The 20,164-nt window shown below is 39.9% G+C and carries 14 protein-coding genes and 2 pseudogenes; 7 read left to right on the top strand and 9 right to left on the bottom strand.

The window, feature by feature from the left end:
• Positions 1 to 296 precede the first annotated feature (296 nt).
• Genes IQ276_RS00205 through IQ276_RS00190 form a run of 4 tightly spaced genes read left to right on the top strand, consistent with a single transcriptional unit; the run spans position 297 to position 4,318 of the window.
• Positions 297 to 1,430 carry an effector-associated domain EAD1-containing protein gene (locus IQ276_RS00205; protein ID WP_193925166.1) on the top strand — a complete coding sequence of 378 codons (1,134 nt, stop codon included), beginning with the start codon at positions 297 to 299 and terminating at the stop codon, positions 1,428 to 1,430.
• Between the two features lie 17 nt (positions 1,431 to 1,447).
• Positions 1,448 to 1,870, top strand: coding sequence for a hypothetical protein (locus IQ276_RS00200; RefSeq protein WP_228043536.1), 423 nt, complete (start codon positions 1,448 to 1,450; stop codon positions 1,868 to 1,870).
• A 20-nt stretch (positions 1,871 to 1,890) separates the two neighbouring features.
• Positions 1,891 to 3,348: a VMAP-C domain-containing protein gene (locus tag IQ276_RS00195; protein ID WP_235115310.1), complete on the top strand. Its 1,458-nt coding sequence runs from the start codon at positions 1,891 to 1,893 to the stop codon at positions 3,346 to 3,348.
• A gap of 13 nt (positions 3,349 to 3,361) precedes the next feature.
• Positions 3,362 to 4,318: an AAA family ATPase gene (locus IQ276_RS00190; RefSeq protein ID WP_235115309.1), complete on the top strand. Its 957-nt coding sequence runs from the start codon at positions 3,362 to 3,364 to the stop codon at positions 4,316 to 4,318.
• A gap of 36 nt (positions 4,319 to 4,354) precedes the next feature.
• Here the strand turns inward: IQ276_RS00190 and IQ276_RS00185 are convergent, their stop codons facing one another.
• Entirely contained in the window at positions 4,355 to 5,830 is a 1,476-nt protein-coding gene (locus IQ276_RS00185; RefSeq protein WP_228043575.1) for an NF041680 family putative transposase, read from the bottom strand.
• A gap of 315 nt (positions 5,831 to 6,145) precedes the next feature.
• Between IQ276_RS00185 and IQ276_RS40640 the strand changes: the two genes are divergently transcribed.
• A complete protein-coding gene (locus IQ276_RS40640) occupies positions 6,146 to 10,192 on the top strand; it encodes a caspase, EACC1-associated type (RefSeq protein ID WP_309245577.1) in 4,047 nt (1,348 codons plus the stop codon).
• 134 nt (positions 10,193 to 10,326) lie between these two features.
• On the opposite strand, the gene IQ276_RS00170 is transcribed toward IQ276_RS40640, so the two are convergent.
• The 6 genes and pseudogenes from IQ276_RS00170 to IQ276_RS00145 form a co-directional block, all read right to left on the bottom strand.
• Positions 10,327 to 12,384, bottom strand: a complete 2,058-nt coding sequence (locus IQ276_RS00170; RefSeq protein WP_193920935.1) for a serine/threonine-protein kinase — start codon at positions 12,382 to 12,384, stop codon at positions 10,327 to 10,329.
• A 579-nt stretch (positions 12,385 to 12,963) separates the two neighbouring features.
• Complete coding sequence (locus tag IQ276_RS00165) at positions 12,964 to 14,064, bottom strand: serine/threonine-protein kinase (protein WP_193924612.1); 1,101 nt, start codon at positions 14,062 to 14,064, stop codon at positions 12,964 to 12,966.
• Between the two features lie 208 nt (positions 14,065 to 14,272).
• A complete protein-coding gene (locus IQ276_RS00160) occupies positions 14,273 to 15,553 on the bottom strand; it encodes a sensor histidine kinase (RefSeq protein ID WP_193924615.1) in 1,281 nt (426 codons plus the stop codon).
• 158 nt (positions 15,554 to 15,711) lie between these two features.
• Positions 15,712 to 16,077, bottom strand: a pseudogene (locus IQ276_RS00155) (winged helix-turn-helix domain-containing protein); the annotation flags it as partial.
• A 16-nt stretch (positions 16,078 to 16,093) separates the two neighbouring features.
• Positions 16,094 to 16,948 (bottom strand): IS5 family transposase, encoded by an 855-nt coding sequence (locus IQ276_RS00150; protein WP_235115308.1) that lies wholly within the window; start codon positions 16,946 to 16,948, stop codon positions 16,094 to 16,096.
• Between the two features lie 63 nt (positions 16,949 to 17,011).
• Positions 17,012 to 17,332 (bottom strand): annotated as a pseudogene (locus IQ276_RS00145) (response regulator); the annotation flags it as partial.
• Between the two features lie 243 nt (positions 17,333 to 17,575).
• On the opposite strand from IQ276_RS00145, the gene IQ276_RS00140 reads away from it, so the two are divergent.
• The gene (locus tag IQ276_RS00140) at positions 17,576 to 17,962 is read left to right on the top strand and encodes a hypothetical protein (protein ID WP_190882784.1); all 387 of its coding nucleotides are present in this window, start codon (positions 17,576 to 17,578) and stop codon (positions 17,960 to 17,962) included.
• 2 nt (positions 17,963 to 17,964) lie between these two features.
• Here the strand turns inward: IQ276_RS00140 and IQ276_RS00135 are convergent, their stop codons facing one another.
• Both IQ276_RS00135 and IQ276_RS00130 read right to left on the bottom strand, forming a co-directional pair.
• Positions 17,965 to 18,471 carry an SRPBCC domain-containing protein gene (locus tag IQ276_RS00135; protein ID WP_193917825.1) on the bottom strand — a complete coding sequence of 169 codons (507 nt, stop codon included), beginning with the start codon at positions 18,469 to 18,471 and terminating at the stop codon, positions 17,965 to 17,967.
• Between the two features lie 239 nt (positions 18,472 to 18,710).
• Positions 18,711 to 19,145 carry a universal stress protein gene (locus IQ276_RS00130; RefSeq protein ID WP_193917827.1) on the bottom strand — a complete coding sequence of 145 codons (435 nt, stop codon included), beginning with the start codon at positions 19,143 to 19,145 and terminating at the stop codon, positions 18,711 to 18,713.
• 475 nt (positions 19,146 to 19,620) lie between these two features.
• Here IQ276_RS00130 and IQ276_RS00125 point away from each other — a divergent pair, with 475 nt between their 5' ends.
• Positions 19,621 to 20,163, top strand: coding sequence for a hypothetical protein (locus IQ276_RS00125; protein ID WP_193917828.1), 543 nt, complete (start codon positions 19,621 to 19,623; stop codon positions 20,161 to 20,163).
• Position 20,164 lies beyond the last annotated feature (1 nt).

Below are 20,164 nucleotides of genomic sequence, written 5' to 3'. Positions count from 1 at the left end.
TTCCATTTCAAACAGGATTTGTCAAGATGGTTAGCAAGAAAATTGTAAGTAAGCGTGACGAAGAGATGAACATTTAAGCACTGAAATATCAGTAAAATAGTTGGTTTCATCGGCACGCCAGTAACAAAATAACTAATTTTTAATCGCTAGAACCCTTGATTTTTAAAGCTCTTTGGGGAATGAATCAGCCCTGCCTTTCCAAGGGGGGATTAAGGGGGGTAAAACGTGTGTGGGACGAGGGTTTCACGTTAAGTTGACACCAATGCATAGCTATGCGCCCCTACGACGGGATCTTTTTGAAACTGGAAGTCCCTAACAGCGATCGTGTCATAATTATTTCACTGTCGCTTATACTTGCTTTCACCCCTGATTTTACTAAGTCCTTGATTATGAAGCTATCTGGTGCTGAACTCAAAAGGTTAGTTAAAGCCATTGTTAGTGCTTATCCCACTAAAAATGATTTGGCAATGATGGTTGAGTTTGAATTAGAGGAAAATTTGGATGCGATCGCAGGTGGCGAAAATGTTACAGATATTGTCTTTAAGTTATTAACTAGGTGGGCAATTCCCAGAGGGAAAACATATCGGTTAATTTTAGCTGCCTACGAAACTAATCCTGATAATCCAGACTTGAAGGAATTTTATGAATCAGTTGTTATTAATAAACGCTTTATTACTGACTCGCCAGTAATAACAACAGATTTTGGCCCCAATATTAACTGGAAAGGTGAAACTGATGAAATTCAACTGCAAAATTGGCTGAAACCTAATTTTGATTACTTGGATGTAGGATTTTTGAAACGCGCAATTGAACAATCTGCATCGGTATGTCGGATTGAAATACCATCTCGCAAGATTATGGGAACAGGAGTTTTAATTACACCTAATAAGATATTAACCAATTATCATGTTTTCCACCCTAATGAAGAAAGTAACATAGAAAATAACGCTCGTGATGCTGTTTTGAAATTTGGCTTTTTTACCTCAGATGATGGTGGTGAAAATTCTGGTAATTCATTTAAACTAGATAACCAAAAACCCATTTTACGTTTTAGTAAAACTGAACATCTAGATTATATTTTATTACAGGTAGAATCTAAAATTAACCAAGAGAAAGATATTAAACCTGCGCGTTGGGATGGGAAGAAGTTACCAATTGAGAAAATGGGAATTAGTGTTTTACAACATCCTGAAGGCGATTCCATGAAACTGTCCATCAGTCACGATGGCATCACAGGAGTTTATCATAATAGTGGTTTAGTTCAATATGTTAATAAAACAGCTTTAGGTTCGAGTGGTTCACCTTGTTTTGATGAAGATTGGTGTTTAGTTGCATTACATCATGCCCAGAGAGCCAAAACCTTTGGAACAATTCGGGAAGGAATTTTGTTTGCTGCTATTTATCAAGAAATCCAATCAGATTTAGCTTAAATATTAAGGAGTTAAACATGGGACGTAGAATAGTTAATGACCAATTGGAAGCGCAATCAGATACAGGAAAAATTGATGATTATTTTTCCAAACTGCTTAAATATATTCCTACAGAAATTGTCGGCGGATGGATTGCAATTACGGGATTAATTAAAAGTGCCACTGGTGTTCCTACAAATATTATATTGTGGATTTTATTGGTTATTTTTACAGTAATTACTGCTGCTTATATTCTCCAGCAAACATCTGAACCAAAAAAGCCACCAGCAGTTAAACAAACTATTATCTCTACTATAGCATTTATTGTTTGGGTATTTGCGCTAGGAGAACCTTTTAGTTCATTAAGTTTTTATAGCCCTGTTTATGGTTCAAGTTTATTGATTATATGTAGCTTAATTATTCCTTTAATTAACCCCATTGAAAGTAAAGCTAAAAATTAATTAAGACAAGTATAGTTGCTATGGAATCGTGGTTAGAGAATAAGAAAAAATATTTAATAGATGCCATTATTCACGCTTATCCTGATAAAACTGATTTGGCAATGTTGGTTAACTTTGAATTAGGGGAAAATCTGGAGGCGATCGCAGGTGGTGAAAATCTGCACGATCTTGTTTTTAAGTTAGTAACTGGATGGGCTATTCCTAATGGAAAGTTAGAAAAACTTTTTCAAGTTTGTTATCAAGACAGACCAGATAATCGTAAATTAAAAGAGCTTGAACAACAATATCAAAATAATGAAAAGCTAGACAAACTTATTGAACAACAATATCAAAATAATGAAAAGCTAGACAAACTTATTAATGTATTACAAAGATACTTTGAACTAGAAAAAACTGTAATTTTTACTGCTTATGAATCATCTTTATATCAAGTACGTAAGCTTAATAAAACCAAACCTCAAAAGGTCGAAGAAATAATTAACGAATTAGATATGCCGATACAAGGTAATTATAGTTATCTAGAGAAATTTGTCGGCTATTTATCTTTGATCAAGACAGAAACATCTTTATCTAATGATTTAAAAAAATGGGGAAAAGAAAACATTATAGACTTTGATGAATTAATTCAACAGGTACAAAAAGAGCAACGACAACGAGAGCAGCAATGTCATCCCTGTCTAATGATAGCAATTAGTCAATCTGGCGATAATTATGTTGTTGAAGCATGGCTAATAAAAAATTTAGTTCAATATCATCGAGAATCTTTCTCTGATTGTGAACAACTTAAAATTCAAAACAAATTAGAAATTCCTACAGATAAAAATTTAAGTGATTTACCTAAAATTACAATAAATTTAATCCAACAAAGTTTAATTAAAGCTAATAAATCCATAAAACAAATTCATATTTTATTACCATCAGAATTAATCAATCATGATTTTGATTGTTGGAAAACCGAAGAATATGAAGAAGGTGAAGAGGATTTTTCTACAGGAATTTGTGAAGATTATGAAGTCGTAATTCGTTGTTCAGATAGATTAAGAGGTAAAAGCCCACCTGTTTTTAAATGGCGGGAAAAAGCAAATACATTTAACGATAAATTAGAACAATATGCTAATAGTGTTTTTGTTTTAGGATCTAGTGATAATCAAAAAACTTTATTCGATCAAGTCAAACAGGAACATGTCATCGCTGTAAAAATCACAAGTATCTTTGAAAAAGGAGAAGTCTTGGGAAAAATTATTTTCAAATCTGCTCTTCCTCTAGCATTATGGACTCGTAAACAGATTCCTGATATTGAAGAAGAATTCAATAGGATTTTAAAAAATGAAGATATTGATATCTCTTTAAAAGAATTACCGTCCCAATTTAAAAGCAAAAAAGCACAAGGCAAAAAAAATATTAACCATTTATGTTTATTGTGGGATGACCCCAATTTACTACCACCCGAACAGCTATTAACCGAAAACAAACTCTAAATTGATTAATTTTATGAATGAATGGCAAATTTTTACAGGAAATAGTGAACCTCACGATGATTGGGAATTACCCGAATCTCCCAAATGGCGACCTTTTGGTAAAGAAATTGACCCAAATAAAAGTCGCAGCCAAGTAAGAGGTGAAACTTTTCAACCTCGTGAAGAAGAAATAAAAATGGTCAATGCAGCTTTATATCTGCGACGACCTTTATTGATTACAGGTAAACCAGGAACAGGTAAATCATCTTTAGCTTATGCAGTAGCTAGAGAATTGATGTTAGGAGAGGTTTTATATTGGCCGATCACATCTCGGACTATTCTTAAAGATGGATTATATAACTATGATGCGATCGCTCGGTTACAAGAAGTTAAACAGCAGCCAAATTCCTCAACATTATCTCCCAAAGAAGAAAAGAAACAACAAGCCAGCAGCATTGAAGACTATATCACCTTGGGACCTCTAGGGACAGCTTTACTCCCATCACCAAAACCCCGGATTCTCCTCATAGATGAAATTGATAAAAGTGATATTGATTTACCTAACGATCTTTTAAATATTTTTGAAGAAGGACGGTTTGAAATTGAGGAGTTAGTTAGACTCAAAAAAGAAATTCCCAGTGTGAATGTGCGTACTGCATACACCGCAGATATTAGTCATGAAATTATAGAAGGAAGAGTAATTTGTACTACTTTTCCCCTAGTCATCTTAACCAGTAATGGAGAGCGAGATTTCCCTCCACCATTTTTGAGACGATGTTTACGGCTAACTATGAAAGAGCCAGATAAAGAACATTTAGTGAAAATAATTGCGGCTCATTTAGGTAAAGAAATAGCAGATCCTGACAATTCCACAAAATTAACAAATGAGGCTCTTGATTTGGACTTTGGACAAAAAGAAGTTTGTTCGCGAGTCACACTCGCGAACAAAAAACTAGTCATCAGAAATTACCCCAGTTATTTTACAAACTGAGTCAGACTGAGTTAAACGCCTAAAGCCTAAGAAAATTTATGCGGCTTTGACTTTAGCGAGTGTTGATTTTGACTTCTTCTTGACAACAGGATGCTTAGTTCGTTGTGTTTGAACTTGACCTTGAACTCGACCGATGGAATTTCCTCTGGTTTTGGGAGAACGAGCGGGTGTACCAATCTCTGAAATAATTCTCTGAAAATCGCGTTGCACTACACTTGGAGTGGCAATTTTATCATTGTTTTGTTCTAAATAACGCTCCCATGGCCTGGGTAAGTGTGTTGCTAACTCCCTTGCCGCCCACAACTGTACGTAAGCTAGGATTACTAAATGTATCCAATTTTCCTCATGCAAAACATCTGGAGTTTGAAACTGCGTCATCAACAAACGCTGCTTGCTAAATCGCAGCATGTGTTCAATATCAAACCTTTGTCTATAGCAATGGTTTGCAACCGTAGGTGAGATTTCTCCACGTTGCTCACCTATGACAATTAACCACATTGGTTTCCAGAGAGATTGATTAGTATCATCAGTCACATGAATTCTGAGCAGAGTAAAAGGATGACAATACATTTTTTGGTGCTTGGTTCCCCTCATCAACATTTGATGCCAAGCGAGTATGGTGATGTTTAAAAGACGACCCTTACAGGTTGTCTGCTGAATTTGTGTTGTCTCGTCGGGAGAGTGCCAAGTTTCAACATCAGCTAAATTAAACCGTTCACCGTATTTTTTTGGACAACCACGTTTTTTCTTTGACTCATCAACGGGTGGAGATTGGTAGAAAATTCGATTACTACGAACTCTGGCTATCACTACCACATTTTTGTGTTTGGATTGGTCAAACAGAAATGAACGCTGACTATAGGCGCTATCTGCTACTAAGACGCACAATTTTTCCTGCCAGGGCAGTGATGAATCAGACATTACTGAGGAAATTTGTTCACTACCCACATCAACACCAGTTTTATCAAGTGATACCCTTTCTCCTGATATTGGTATTGACCAAGGGGCGGCATTCCCAGTTTCTTTCTCTGGTAAGATAGAAAGTATCGAATAAGAATGACCAATATTAATCGGTTTGTTACCCTTGATAGTATTTGGCTGGTAAATATACCCACGTTCAGCTAAAGTCCTCGCGTAAGGACGCGGATGCGGTGTTGTATCAAGAGCGAATAAGTAAAAAGGGCGTTGTTGTGGTTGCTTAATTAACTCAGATACCACCCTAATTAAGTTATTGGGTTTTTCTTGTTCTTCTTGTTCTTCTTCTTCATTGTTCTTCTCCTGAATATTTGTATTAAATGATTTTTGAATTGCTTTATAAATAGAATTATAGCTTCTGGGAAACAAAGGACTTAAAGATAACTCCGCAATTGAATTGGCTCCCGTATTACCCGCAAGCGCATCCAACAAATCCATACAGGCGTCGCTACATGAAGAAAAACAGTTGTAAATTTTTTGTCTAAAATCTTGAAATTGCGCTATTAATTGATTGTTATTAAATTTTGGCATAGCCATCAGTATTTACCCAAAGATACTTTGTAGTTGATATTACTATTTGTTGGGGGTCTGATGGCTATGCTTTTTTCTGCTCGTCACTATAAACAAGATTAATCATTCATTTATTCGCGAGTCACACTCGCGAATAAACTTCTTTTTGTCCAAAGTCCAATCTTGATACATTAGTCGATAATTTTCTTAAAGAAAGAGATACAAAAACCCTAGCCAACGATCAACTTCTCAATGCTCTATTTATGGTGACAAAAGGACGCATTGAAACTAAAGATGGACTGATTAAACAACTGCTGCAAGATTTAGGTCAGGTTGAAGAAGATGAGTAAAAGTTCTTCCTATGACGCAGTGAAACGTCTTGTTAATATCTTAGAACATAGTGGTTTAAGGAAAAGTTTAGAACTAAGTGATGAGGATATAGCAGATACTCTTTGGTTAGCTTTGCAAATGGGGGTAGAAAACACTCAAATCAGAGAAAAACTACCTCAACCTCCAAAAGAACCCATTACTGAAGATACAAAAATTCAGCCTGCTGAACCCGTTGAGCCGCCTATTGATATTTATACACCACCTCCAGATTCGTTGTCTAAAGAGTTTCAAAATGAAGAAAATATAGAGGGTTTACCATTTCAAGTTCCTGCTGCACCTGCTTTATCAAACAAACTACAAATCAGTAGAGCTTTGCGTCCTTTGATGCGTAAAGTTCCCTCATACTCTAGAAGAATTTTGGATGTTGAAGCCACTGTTAACCATATTGTAGATGCTTTGATTGTAGAACAGGACATTTGGATGCCTATCACTAAACCTCAACCTGAACGCTGGTTAAATCTTGAGTTAGTGGTAGAAGAAAACCGTTCTTCATTTATTTGGCAAGAAACCATTAATGAATTAACCCAAATATTAGAAAATTATGGGATATTTCATACTGTCAGAACTTGGAATTTATCAAGTGATTATCAAGAAAATTTACAATTAGTCAGCAGAAAAAAAGGAAAATCAAAAATTCATTGTCAATATAATTATCGAGAGTTATATCATAGTAATGAACGAGGCTTAATTTTACTAGTCAGTGATTGTGTATCTACTATTTGGCAACAAAAAACCATCTATCAATGGTTACAAAAATGGTCAAATCAATCTCCAACTGCAATTATGCAGCTTTTCCCAGAAAGACTGTGGTTAAGTAGTGAGTTAGGTTTAGGCTATAAAGTGAAATTGAGTTCTTTTAATCCTGGTGTACCTAACTCTAAATTAATTTGCAGAGAAGATTTAGATATAGAGCAAGCCTTAAATTTACCTATTATTACCCTAGAGCCTGAATCTCTCAAAGAATGGGCTAAAGTGGTTGCAGGTCATGGTAGAATCCAAACACCAGCCATTGTTTTAGACCTCGATTTTGTTCAAGAACAAGTAAACGAAAAAGTAATATCTCAATCTTCAGAAGTATCACCTGAAGCAATAGTAGATCGTTTTTTAGCCACCGCCTCACCCACAGCACAAAGATTAGCTGGATTAATGGCAGCTGTTCCTGTTAGTTTACCTGTGGTGCATTTAATTCAAAAGACTATGCTACCTAAATCTACACCAGTAAATGTGGCAGAAGTGTTTTTAAGTGGCATGATTGAAAGAAAGAAAAATATTTCTTCTTCCGTTTCTCTGCATAAAGAAGAGGTAAAAAATAGAGAAGTTTATGAATATGATTTTGTACCAGAAGTACGAAAATTGCTCAACCAAGCAATGCGTTTAGCGGAAACCGAGAAGGTTTTAGATGTGGTATCTGAATATATCGCTGAAAAAATGGGATTATCCATTAAAAGCTTCACTGCACTGCTTTTAAATCTGCCAGATTTAAGTCAAGAAAAACAAGAAAATTTATTACCTTTTGCCCATGTTGCAGCAGAAGTTTTACGCAATCTCGGTGGGAAATATGCCGATTTTGCAGAAGAAATTGAAACAAATAAGTTGCCAAAGCTACTAGATAATAATCAACCGATTTTCCAATTATTTGCTGGCGAATACATTTGTGCAGTTAAATGGGGTGGAGAAACTGGTACTTGGCATGAAGGAACAGAACATTTAATCATTTACCCACAAGGTGAAGTGCAGTTACGTTCTCGCTTTGGTTTAGCGGTAATTCAGAATTTAACAATACAAGACAAAATACTATCTTGGAGTTTTGATGATAATCAAACTGCTGCTAGTATCAGTTTTCAAGTAAATAGTGAAAATAGTTATTTTTGGGAAGATAATCAGACAGGCAAATTATTTGAGGGATGGTTAAACTATCCAAACGAAGGCATAATTGATTTTCGTGGTAGATTTGAAGAAACACTAAATTTTCCTCCATTCCAGGTATTTGAATTTGAAGTCGCAAACATCAATCTGCAACCTATAGATATTAGATCAAAGGGTAAATTGGCGCTGCTGATTGGTGTTAGTGAATATCAGCCAGGACTAGCACCACAACCCAATGCTGTGAAGAATGTTGAGGCGATGCGGCGAGTTTTGGTAGACCCACTTCTGGGTGGTTTTGCTGAGGGAGATGTCACAGTGCTGAAAAATCCCCAAAAACAGGAAATAGAAGAGGCTATTTACAACCTGTTCAGCAATCGTCACAAAGATGACTTACTGCTATTTTACTTTTCTGGGCATGGAATTAAAGATGATACAGGGCAACTATACCTATCAACTCCTGCCACTAAAATACAAAACGGCAAGCTGGTAAAGCCTTCAGCAGTTGCAGCTAGTTTTTTGCACGATTATATCAACGATAGCCGATCGCAAAGACAAGTTTTAATTCTAGACTGTTGCTTTAGTGGGGCAATTACCCAAGGTATAACAGTCAAGAGTGACCCTACTGTAAATGTGCAAGAGCAACTAGGTGGTAAAGGTAGGGCAATCCTCACTTCTTCCAGTTCTACCCAATATTCCTTTGAGCAAGAAGGCTCAGAACTCTCCATTTACACCCGCTATTTAGTTGAAGGTATTGAAACAGGCGCAGCCGATAAAGATAGCGATGGCTGGATTTCCATTGATGAACTGCATGAATATGCCAGTACCAAGGTGCTAGAAGCTGCACCAGCAATGACTCCCAAATTCTACCCTGTTGAAGAAGGTCATAAGATTTTGCTGGCAAAGTCGGCTAAAGATGACCCAAAGCTGAAGTATCGCAAGGAAGTAGAAAATCGCATCAATCAGGGCAATTTTTCTAGACCCGTCCGTATTATGCTAAATTTGCTACGTCTCGAATTACAACTTACCCCAGAGGTTGCTGATGCGATCGAAGCCGAAGTTCAACAATCTTATCGGGAGTACCAGCGCAAATTAGAAGAATATAAACAAACGCTCCTTGAGGTAATTGCCGGTGAAGCAACACTAAGCGAAACTACACTCAATGGTTTGAGAAACTTTCAGCGAAGTTTAGGGCTGAGAGATGAAGATGTAGCTTCAATAGAAGAACGAATTATTGGTCAGCAAAAACCGACTGTAGCCGTAGAACCAAAGCCTGTATCCCCAGAACAAAATCCAGCCAATCAATTTGAGTTAGTTGTAAACCGGACACAGAAGACAGCCCAATACTATGTAGAAGACTTGGGCAATGGAATTACTTTAGAGATGGTGCTGATTCCTGAGGGTAGTTTTATGATGGGTTCACCAGAGGATGAACTAGAGCGCGTGAAATCAGAAAGTCCTCAGCATTTAGTAAACATTAAACAATTTTGCATAGGTAAGTATCCAGTCACTCAAGCACAGTGGAAAGCCGTAGTAGCATTACCACAGGTGAACAAAAAGCTAGATGTTAACCCCTCGAAATCCAAAGAGGATCAAAGACCTGTAGAGAGCGTGTCTTGGTACGATGCCGTTGAATTTTGCTCCCGCCTTGCTCGCCATACAAAAAGACAATACCGCCTACCCAGTGAAGCAGAATGGGAATATGCCTGTAGAGCCGGAACTACTACCCCGTTTCATTTTGGTGAGACGATTACAACTGATTTCGCCAACTACAGAGGTACAGATGACGAAGAATATAAATCAGGTTCTTATGGTCGAGGTCCAAAAGGAATTTATCGAGAAGAAACAACAGAAGTAGGCGGTTTTGGACTAGCTAATGCTTTTGGGTTATACGATATGCACGGGAATATACAGGAATGGTGTCTTGATGACTGGCACCATAACTATGAAGGAGCGCCTACGGATGGCAGTGCTTGGTTTAATAATAATCTTTCTGAAAAACAAGGAGATGCTGTACTGCGGGGCGGTTCCTGGGTCAGCCGTCCTAGTAGCTGCCGTTCGGCGTATCGCCGCAACTTCGTCCGCGACATCCAGTACATCAGTAATGGTTTTCGGGTTGTCTTTACAGCCCAATAGTTTTCAATTGTACAACGTTAACAAAGGATAACCAATTTTTGTCTGACTAAACTGCTACAGATTTAGAGCAATTTTCAGGTAATTCAAGCATAGGTTAGGGTAGCACAGCTGTGCTACCCTATACCACTCCCTCTTCACTCAACCAAACGCCAAATCTTAATAGTATTGTCATCGCTACCGCTGACAAGGGTCTTGCTATCAGGACTGAAGGTAACAGATGTGACAGTGTTGGTGTGGGCTGCCAATGTGAGAATTTCTTCTCCTGTGGCGATATTCCAGAGTTTAATGGTGCGATCGCGGCTACCACTAGCAAGAATTTGACCATCGCCACTGAAGGCTAGGGTTGTGACTGTGTTCTCATGCCCCACCAGTGTGCGAATTTCTCTTCCGGTGGTGATATTCCAGAGTTTAATGGTGCGTAGGCGTAGCCCGTCGTAGACATCGCGGCTAGCAGTGGCTAAAGTTTTACCATCTGGGCTAATGGCGACGTTGGTTACTGTTTGAGAATTTCCCGCTAGTGTGCGGATGGAGTATCCTTTTGCCAGATTCCAGATTTTGATGGTCTTGTCAAAACTGCCACTGGCAAGAATCACGCCATCGCGGCTGATGGCTACCGATCGCACCCAAAATGTATGCCCTCTCAGTGTCTTAATCTGCTCTCCCGTTGCTAAATCCCAGATTTTGATGGTGTTGTCATCACTACCGCTAACTAGGGTCTGGCTATCAGCACTAATGGCTAGGGTATGAACTGAGTCGGAATGCCCTGTAAGAGTGCGAATTTGCCGTCCTGTTACCAGATTCCAGATTTTGATGGTGCTGTCATCATTACCACTCACCAAAGTTTTGCCATCTGGGCTAATAACCACCGCGTTCACTTGCCCAGAATAGGTGTTGAGTGAAGAAATTTGTTTTCCTGTTGCTAGATTCCAAAGTTTAATTTTGCGGTCATCGCCACTGCTGACGATGGTTTTGCCATCGGGGCTAATGGCGACGGATAAAACTGAGTTTTCGTGTCCTTGGAGGGAGTTAACTAAGGAAACTTTACCCAAGGTAATTGTTGGCGGTTGACCGAGAAGCGGGTTATTTTTGCTCGGATTATTCTGAATTAGCCGAGAAGACAAACTAGTTTGAATCCGGCGGAAATGTTTATACCAAGATTCGCCGAATCCAAACAACATAATAAAAGCACTTACCAAGATGAAAATTCTCAGTAAGCTATAACTTTTTGGTAAATTTGATGCTTTAGTTACCGGGATTGTACCACTTGACTTGCCGGCTGGTGGCAATGCCAGTGGTTGTTTTTGCACCAAGTCTCTGATGACTTCATCGACTGACTGGTAACGTTGTTGGATGTCTTTTTTCAAAAGCTTGTCGATTACCAAATCCAATTCAGCATTTAATGGAGTCCGTAAATATTGCCGCCAATTACTCACCCAGGCATACCCACATTCCATCCACAATTGAAAGGGAGAAGTTCCCGTTAGCAGGTGAAAGCAGGTAGCCCCTAAACCGAACAAGTCACTTGCGGCGAAAGCTTTGCCATCTCTAATTTGTTCTAGGGGAGAATAGCCATGTGAACCAATGGATGTGCCAGATTTATTTTGAACTCTGGCTGTGAATTGCTTTGAGGAGCCAAAATCAATCAAGCTTAATCGTCCATCGCTTTTATGCCGGATGATATTTTCTGGCTTGATATCTCGATGAATGACATTGCGATCGTGGATAAACTTGAGTACAGGCAATAAATCCAGCAAAATACCTTGAATTTCCCTAGCAGTATACCCCTTCTTGCGCTGTTGCAACTCCTTTAACAAATTTTCCCCATTGATAAACTGCTGCACTAAATACAAGCAGCCATCTTGCTCAAAGTAAGCCAACAAAGTCGGAATTTGCGGATGTTCTCCGAGTTCTTGTAGTCGCTGTGCTTCTTGGGCAAACAACTCCATCGCCTTTTTTTGCGACCAAGTTCCTTGGAATTTTGGAGCTAATTGCTTGACAACACAGCGTTCATTGAGCTTATCTATGTCTTCTGATAGATAAGTTCTCCCAAATCCCCCCTCATCTGAAAGGACTCGGATAACACGGAAGCGATTTCTCAAAAGCGACACCAAGGGGGTGCCACAACTTTGGCAAAACTTCTTTCCATTGGGATTCAGGGGGTTTGGGCAATCGGGATTTAAGCAGCAGATCATGATCTGACAGGCGCGACTGCATGACAACTTAAGCTAAGCTTGCCCCGTATTTACCCTTAAAAGAATTGACTCTCGCTTACTTGTGGTAGAAAAACCCTGTTCTCGGTATTGGGGAATTACTTATATGGTTAGCGTTTGTAAATAGTAAGCTGTAGCACATTGAAATAACATATTTAGTCATTAGTTATTAGTCATTAGTCATTAGTCATTAGTCATTTGTGATTAACCAATGCCCCATGCCCAATGCCCCATGCCCAATAAAAATTTATGCTATTTTCAAGCGCATTAGCTTAGTCAGTCTTCCTGATTCGTGGAAAACTACGAGAGCCATAGGATTAATTATTCTTCCGATTATATAATAATCTGAATAAAAAATTTTTTGGAACTATTAGCTTTAGTACTTTCTCTTGTATATTCGCAACCAACAAGTGACTAAGTATTAAAGACTAACCCCGATTAATTAATCATCACTGCTCTCGAATCTAGTCACAATACTTACTAACTTTGTTTTTGATATTTTCTATTTTCCATGATTAATTATTCATTTTATACTTACTTAACTCAGCTGTGCGACCTGGTTTATTTTTGTCTTGCTCTCCATTTGCGAATGGCAGTAGCAGTTCTGACTACAGGTGGGACATAGACATCAGAATTTTCCTGTTGTGTAATTTGGAGATGTTTAACTTGGTGATATGTAATTTCACAATCTGCAATTTCATGATGTGTAATACTTTTCTTTTTTAATGTTTGGTTGGTTAGGCAGCTTGCGAAATTAGGCAAAAAGTTTTCCTTACCTAAAGCTTTTATGACTTCATCCGCAGTTTTAAAGCGATCGTGTAAAGAAAATTTCACCATTTTTCCTAAAACCTGAGCAAAATCTTCGCTGATGTTTACCTCTTTTTGCCAAGAAATTTCACCAGTAATCGGATCTTGGTCAAATTCTACAGGACTTTTGCCAGTCAACATATAAATACAAGTGACACCTAGTGCATAAATATCACTGGCATAAACTGGACGTAAAGAAAACTGTTCTGGTGGTGCAAATCCCATAGTCCCCACAAAACTGGTGTTTGCAGATAAATTAATTGAGTTTTCACAAGCATCAATTAATTGTTCTTTCACTGCACCAAAATCGATTAGCACCACTCGTCCGTCATCTTCACGCCGCAATAAATTTTGGGGCTTAATATCCCGATGAATCACGCCATTTTTATGAAGATACTGCAATACTGGCAAGAATTCCTGTAAAAATTGTTTAACTGAGGCTTCACTTTTAGGCCCAGTTCGCCGCACTTCCCGTGCCAAAGTCAAACCGGGTATGTATTCTTGAACTAAATAAAACTCCCTATTGACTTGAAAGTAGTCTAATAACATGGGAATTTGAGAATGGCTACCGAGTAGAGCCAAGGTTTGTGCTTCTTTTTCAAAGCGCGTACATGCCCTTTGCCAGCTTTGAGGACTAGTTACTTTTGGCGATAGCTGTTTGATGACACAGAAGGGATTCCCTGGTAATAGGGCATTTTTGGCTAAAAACGTGATGCCAAAACCACCTCTACCCAGAACTTGAAGTATTTTATAGCGATCGCGAAGTAGTTGCTTGTAACCAGATACCTGATCTGGCTGAATCTGTTGTGAAGTGCTACCGTAAAAATCCGTATTTTTTTGAGAAAAGCGATTCATTAGTGGAGAATATCAACTCTGAAGTGTCTTTGATTCTACGACGAATCTTCATTGACAACAGTAGCATTACTGAATCTTTGCCAAATCATTACTACTTTATAAAGCAATAGCAATTCAAAAAGCAAAATCCAATCAAAACTCTCTGCGTGCCTCATAGAATCAGGATTTGTGGCTCTGACGCATCCTACGATCATCTCTGAAAGCTGATTTAGAAATGCCTGATAAACGGTAATTTGATTTGGAACGTCGAGCCTTTACCCTCATGGCTCATTACATGGATGTGACCACCGTGAGCCTGGACAATTTGTTGAGCGATCGCTAATCCTAACCCAAATCCGCCGCTTTCTCGTGCCCGTTCTGTGTCAACCCGGTAAAAGCGATCGAAAATGTAAGGTAAATCTGCCCCTGGAATTCCAATTCCGGTATCGATTACCTGAATCACTGCCCGATCTGAGTGAGGTTCTAAGCGTAACCATACCGTTCCACCAGACGGAGTGTATTTGCAAGCGTTGTCGAGCAAGTTTTCCACAGCTAGCCGCAGCAAATCACAGTCAGCCCACAAGTTAATGGGTTGTTCTGGGAAATTGCCGATCAACTTGATGGACGCTTTGGCAGCAACATTAGTATAGTGAACGGCTAAATTCTCTAGCAAACTATTAAGATTAACCTTTTTGAGAGATTCAGGAGTTAATTGTCCCTGATGTCGAGCCAACAGCAGTAGATTATTGACCAAGTTACTCATCGACTTGGCGCTATCGATAATGTTCTGCACTGAAGGGTGGATTTGGGGATAGTCTGCCGCTATTAGTAACCCGACTTGGGCATTGGTCAAAATTGCAGAAAGGGGCGATCGCAATTCATGAGAAGCATCTGATGTAAAGCGTTGCAGTTGGTTATAGGCCTCCTGAACAGGTTGCATAGCTATGCCACCAAGCACCCAACCTGTAAGTCCAATTAACCCCAGTGCTACAGGCACAGCCAGCGTCAACATTAACTGAAATTCTCTGAGATCGTTTTGAGTCTCTGTCAGCGGAATAGCAACTTGAAGATAGCCGATGACCGAATTTCCTCCTTGAACAGGTAGTGTGAGTTGACGAAGCCAAAGCGCCTCACCTGCGAAGGGGTCAACGGACTTAATGGTAAGAAAGCCAGATGATGTTTGTAACTGCTCTAGAGGTGGAGTCCCAAAAAACCGCTTGAGTCTGCCATTCGGGTCATACCAGCGAACATACACCAGTTCAATGTCAGCAGGGTGAGAACCACTACCCAATAGCGGTATATTGCTCAGATCGACTTGTTTTTTTCCTTGATACAGCCGATACTGCGAACTGGCTGCCATTAACTCTGCTCTTTTATAAACCAGTTGATCTAATGCGTTGAGTTTGTCTTTAACCTCAATGTTATAAATTACCCCAGCAAACAGAACGAGAATAGACCCCATCGAAAGGGTAAACCAACGAGCTAAGTTACGACGACTGCGGTTAAACACAACTCATGCTAATTCGTAATTCGTAATTCGTAATTCGTAATTCGTAGTTATAAAACTTTTCAAGTAATTGAACTATACTACTCCCTCATCCCCCAGTCCCCAGTCCCCAGTCCCCAGTCCCCAGTCCCCAGTCCCCAGTCCCCAGTCCCCAGTCCCTTTTACGATGCTTCTGGAGGGTTGAGGCGATAGCCCATACCATAAACAGTTTCAATCCAATCCCCTGCTGCTAATGTTTGCAAACGTTGGCGAAGTTTACGAACTAAAACAGTGATTGCATTGCTTTCTGGTTCACTACCCCACTCCCATACGGCTTGCTCAATTTGGTTACGAGTGAGTACTTGGCGGGGATGACGCATGAAATACTCTAGTAACTGAAATTCTTGGGTGGAAAGGGAGACCATCGCCCCTTGTCGCTCCAAAGTTAGTGCGTCGAGATGAAGTTGGAGGTCTGCCAAGCGGAGGGTGTCTCCTTGCCAAAGGGGCGATCGCCTCCTCAATGCCCGCACCCGTGCCATAAACTCTATAGAACCCATTTGACATCTAAGAAGGTGCTGCAAGCCTCTTAATCATTAGCCTGATGAAGCAGATATTGAGTTTGGCAGTGGCACTAACCAGGGTTCGTTCAAAGTTCTTAACCAGAATTTTACAGCGCTCCATCCAAGCATTGGAGCGTTCGATCACCCATCTAGCTATTGCCGGAACAAATCCAGATTTTCCTTGTGCCGCTTTCTCTTGTTTTGAGGGTTTCGTAGAAAGTTGAAACTGAATTTTGGTCATGATCTCTGGGTAAATTCGCTCTAACTCCTGAGTCAAATATTCTGGGTGATACCCATGATCTAGCAGGATAGTAATCTTGGGAATATCGATAGGTTTTGACTTGAAGTAGTCGATGTTGAGAGTAAACATCTCAATTAATCCGGCATCATCCGAGACATTGGCGCGAGTACAGAGCGTAAAAAAGGGAAACCCAAGGGTGTCAATAGCCAAATGCCTTTTAATACCGTTGGTGGCTTTGTAGAAGCAAAAACCTTTCGACTCCACACTGGCGTTGCAGGTATTTTTCACTGCTTGGGAGTCAATGATGATCAATGTCGTCCAGTGCGGTTTTTTTTTTACCTGTTCACGCACTTGTCCATGTAAGACACTCATCAGTTCCTCAAATACCCCGGCTGCTCGCCACTGTTTGTAGTGCCAATATACAGTGGAATAAGGGGGGAGGTCTTTAGGTAAGTCTTGCCAATTGCATCCATTTTTTAGTTGATAGAGAATTCCATTGAAGATATCTCGCTTTGGCCAGTTGGTCGGTCGAGTCTGCTTCTTAGTCGGTAATATCTCTTGCAATAAGGGTTCAAAAATTTCCCATTCTGCATCAGTGAGGTTGCTGGAATACGCCATTAGTATTGGATTTTAGATGCTGAGGAGTACCTTAATTCAAAACCTCACAAGATGTCAAATGGGTTCTATAATATCAATTGGTTTGACTAGGTAATCATCTGCTCCTGCATCTAAGCCGATGACTTTATCAGGCGTGGTATCTTTTGCCGTGATCATTAATATAGGAGCTGTTTTTCCCACCGCCCGATACTGTTGACACAAACTCACCCCACTAATTCGAGGTAACATCCAATCCAAAATCAGCAGATCATATTCTTTTTCAGCCAACAGCCATTGAGCGGTTTCACCATCCTTGACACCATCGACGCTGTGTCCGGCCTGAGAGAGAACCATGTGCAGTGGCATTAATTGTTTTGGATCGTCCTCCACCAGTAAGATTTTCATCACCGTTATACACTTGTGCTTGTTTAGAATAGTGCATTGAAGCAATTTCAACGTCTTTCAATAGTCACATTTGAAAGGATTGTCTATCCTATTCGGATATATAGCAACAGCCAAAGTGGTTAGGACATTAACAGATGATAAAATCTAGACACAAAAAGACTTTTCACCCAGTCACCAGTCCCCAATCCCCACTCCCTTGCTATATATCAAGTGTGACCTAGCAAAATCAGAAGCAGGTGTCGTGTGTGGCGTATTAGTAAAAATTGGCTGCAAGGCCTGGGATTAGAGTTTTGGTTGCCTCTACCACTGGTAGCGGTTGCGTTTTGGTTTGGCTGTAGTTTCCTAGCTGCTCAAGAGTTAAGCCGACCCAATTCCACGCAAAATAAACTTCAGTCAGATACCCAACTCGAAGCACGGATATCAGTCAATGTCTTGCTGATTAATGCCGCTGTCAACCGAACTAAAAGAATTACCCAGGTAGAAGTGGAAACAGCAGACCCCATCTTGAAGCGACTTGAATTAGAACTTCCAACAATAAAATTCAGCCAAATAGAAGCGACAATTGCCCAAGAACTAGGTCTACCCCGTGAGGATATTAGAAAGTTAGTCCGCTATGAGATTGTGGAATAGACTTATCCGAAATCTTCAGAGTCCCCAATCCCCAGTCTCCAATCCCCAGTCTCTACTTCAATGCGTTCTGCCTTGGTTTTCAACGTTTGGTTCATGGCTTCAAACCCTTGGCGAACGTCGATATTTAATCGACGAGCCAGCAGAGGTACTAGTAAGCCGTGGAAAGATTCTTGCTGAATGAACAAAACGCGTGGGCGTAGCCCGTCGTAGGCATCGCTTGCTAATGGCTCAATGATAAAGCTATGTTCCCCGTCAAATAAGCCTGGGATCAAAAAATGTCCTAACCAGCGCAATTTGCGATTAGGTTCTACCGTCAGAACAGTAGGTCGAAAGGTCACAATATCTCTACCCGGAGGCTGGAAGTGAACGGTTAGCTGTGACCCTTCACTCAGTGAGCCACTAATTTGACGAATAAACAAATTCCAATGTGGAAAACTAGCAAAATCAGTGAGTAGTTTCCAGACTTGCTTATCGGATGCCCGAATTTCGATTTCAGTGTATATTTTCATGGGTGTGAGTTGAGAGGAAAAGCAGAATTAAAGCAGTTATTCCTGCTAACAAGAACCCGATGTATTGTCGGATTCATATTCAGTCAGCAAAGAGTCTGTGAGAAAACTACTGACCAAATAATTACTAATTCGTAATTCGTAATTCGTAATTAAAGAGGGTACAAGCCACCACTAAATCGAAAATTTATTTGGTGGTGCAACAATAAGCGTGGTGGATTCAGAGCCAACAATGATTGTAATTACGAATTATTTTGACCTTGAACAACCAGAACGCAACATGGAGCGTGATGAACGACATGATTGCTCACGCTTCCTGCTAAAAATTCGGCAAATCCTTTAAGTCCTCTTCGACCAAGCACAATCAAATCTGTTCCCCAACTCTGGGCTAAATCACAGATGTTAGTCCCAGGATCTCCTGTTTGATAACTGAATTCTGCCACAATACCTTGTGCTTTTGCTTTCTGATAGTAAAACCGCAGTAAACCCTGTGCCTGTTCTGTTTCTATTTTCAGTTCTACTAAGTTCATAGTGGCTTGACTAGAAACTGCTAGCTCAATGGTGTGACTAATCATTAACTGAGCAGCGTCTTTTTGGGCTAATTCAAGCGCTTTGGTGAACACTGTTGCAATAGCAGGTGAATCATTGATCGCCACCAAAATCTTCTTAAAGCTCATATACAGATCCAATAATCAATTACTTCATTCACATTGTGTTGTCTTTTAGCTTGAGGGATAAATGTGATTCAAAAGTGAAATATGAGTAGGACAAACGATTTATTCACTTTTCGTTCACATTTATCAGTAATCCTGAAATAGAAGCACATAAGCGAAACTAACCTAACTAAGCCGTAAAACTAATACCCGATCCAATACGGTTCCAGATCGCACTACAAAACTATAGTTTTTTACAAAAAAACAGCTTAGTTGGGAGTGGGGAGTAGGGAGTAGAGATGTGATGCAAAAAACTGTCTTTTGGGGGTCTTTTGCCCCCTAAAAATCAAAAAATTATGTCGAGATACGTAGTACGAGACATAAAACGTCATTATTCCAATCCCATGTCTTTAGGCATAGGTTCCCTACTCCCTCTTGAATATTTGGATATTAATCAAGCTTCGTTTTCAACTTACTTATTTTTATAGGATATGTTGTTATGAATTTCCATCCAGCTAAAAATGCAGTGGGCATCATTTCTACCCGGAAAGCTGCAACCCAGGTACTTCATGAACTCACAGTGATTGACTTTCCTATGCATAAAATTTCTGTGTTTGCTTTAGACTCTGGACACGAAAAGTTGCACGAGGATGCTAATGCGGGTAAACATACCATAACTCCGCTCGAAGGTGCTAAAGCAGGCGCAATTACAGGAGGAACAGCTGGAGGCTTCCTGGCACTCACAGCCGGACTTGGCGTATTAGTTATCCCCGGTTTTGGACCGGCATTAGCCGTTGAATCTGTGCTGGGTACGCTGCTAGCGGGTGGAGCGAGTGCGATTTTTGGCAGTGTGTATGGTGCATTTCAAGGTTGGTTTGCTCCCGAAAGGCAAGCTAGACTCTCTAAGCCAACTACCTTCCAAGAAGAATTTTTGGTGAAGGTAGAGGGAACAGCAGATGAAATATGGCAAGCAGAATCGATTCTCCGTTACTGGGGTGTGCGAGAGTGGCATGTTTATAAACTTAGCAAAAGATTCTCGTAAT

The organism is Desmonostoc muscorum LEGE 12446 (assembly GCF_015207005.2).
In the GTDB taxonomy this organism is placed as follows: domain Bacteria; phylum Cyanobacteriota; class Cyanobacteriia; order Cyanobacteriales; family Nostocaceae; genus Nostoc; species Nostoc muscorum.
Note: the sequence above shows the minus strand (reverse complement) of the source record. Positions and strands in the feature narration are given on the sequence as shown.